Below are 1,187 nucleotides of genomic sequence, written 5' to 3' on the forward strand. Positions count from 1 at the left end.
CCCCTAAAATAGTACAGCCAAAAAGTAGGAAATTCTCTATGATAAAAGTAAAAGAGGATTCAATGATGAAAAAAATGACTGAACATCAAATCGTCGCTATTTTAAAAGAAGCTGAAGCGGGTATTCCTGTCAAGGAGCTCTGTCGTAAATAGGGCATGGGTAATTCAACTTTCTATAAATGGCGTGATAAATACGGTGGTATGGAAATTTCAGACATCAAACGTTTAAAGGAGCTGGAGGCGGAAAACCGTAAACTTAAACAGATGTTTGCTGAGCTCAGTTTAAAATCTCAGCTTCAGGAAGATATCATAAAAAAGCTTTAGTGCCAACAGGGGCACGTAAAACGTGGGCACAGCAACTACAACAAAATCATTCAGTTACTATTGCTATGAGTTGTGCCATTGTTGGTTTAAGCCGTTGTGCTTACTATTATCAAGCTAAGTTACAGGATGATTCGGTGATTGTTTCGGTGTTGAATGCTATCACAGACCGGCATTTACGCTGGGGCTTTCCTAAATGTTTTAATCGTATCAGAAAGCTCGGCTATCAATGGAATCATAAACGGGTATATCGGGTGTATTGTGAATTAAAGCTTAATCTCAGGGTAAAGCGTAAAAAACGCATTCCTCCACGATGCCCGGAAAGGTTATTAGCCCCCAATAAACAAGGTGAATGTTGGTCAATGGATTTTATGAGTGATAGTCGCTGTAATCAACGTCGCTTTAGGACATTCAATGTTATCGATGACTTTAATCGTAAGGCGTTAGGTATTGATATTGCAGTAAGCTTACTGGCAGGAAGGATTACCCGTTACTTAGATAAACTGGCCGAATATCATGGGTATCCATTAAAAATACGCGTCGATAATGGACCAGAATTTACAGGAAAAACCTTTATAAACTGGGCTAAATCACATGATATAGCCATTGATTATATCCAGCCCGGTAGCCCTTATGAAAATGGTTATATTGAACGATTTAATCGTACCTATCGTACTGAAGTACTCGATTTATATCTTTTTAACAACTTAGCACAAGCAAGGAGAATAACCGAAGAATGGTTAACGATTTATAACACCGAAAGACCGCATGAGGCATTAAATAACATGACACCGCTCGAATATAAAACATTAAAACAGGCAGCTTAATTTTCTACGTGAGTTGTGTACTAAGTTTGGGGTATTTACA

At 38.2% G+C, this 1,187-nt stretch carries 1 pseudogene; it reads left to right on the forward strand.

Going from position 1 to position 1,187, the window contains the following annotated elements:
- The first annotated feature begins 62 nt into the window (after positions 1–62).
- Positions 63–1,147, forward strand: a pseudogene (locus A9G41_RS03540) (IS3 family transposase).
- The last annotated feature ends 40 nt before the right edge of the window (positions 1,148–1,187 follow it).

This window comes from Gilliamella sp. Nev5-1 (assembly GCF_001690895.1).
Lineage (GTDB): Bacteria > Pseudomonadota > Gammaproteobacteria > Enterobacterales > Orbaceae > Gilliamella > Gilliamella apicola_C.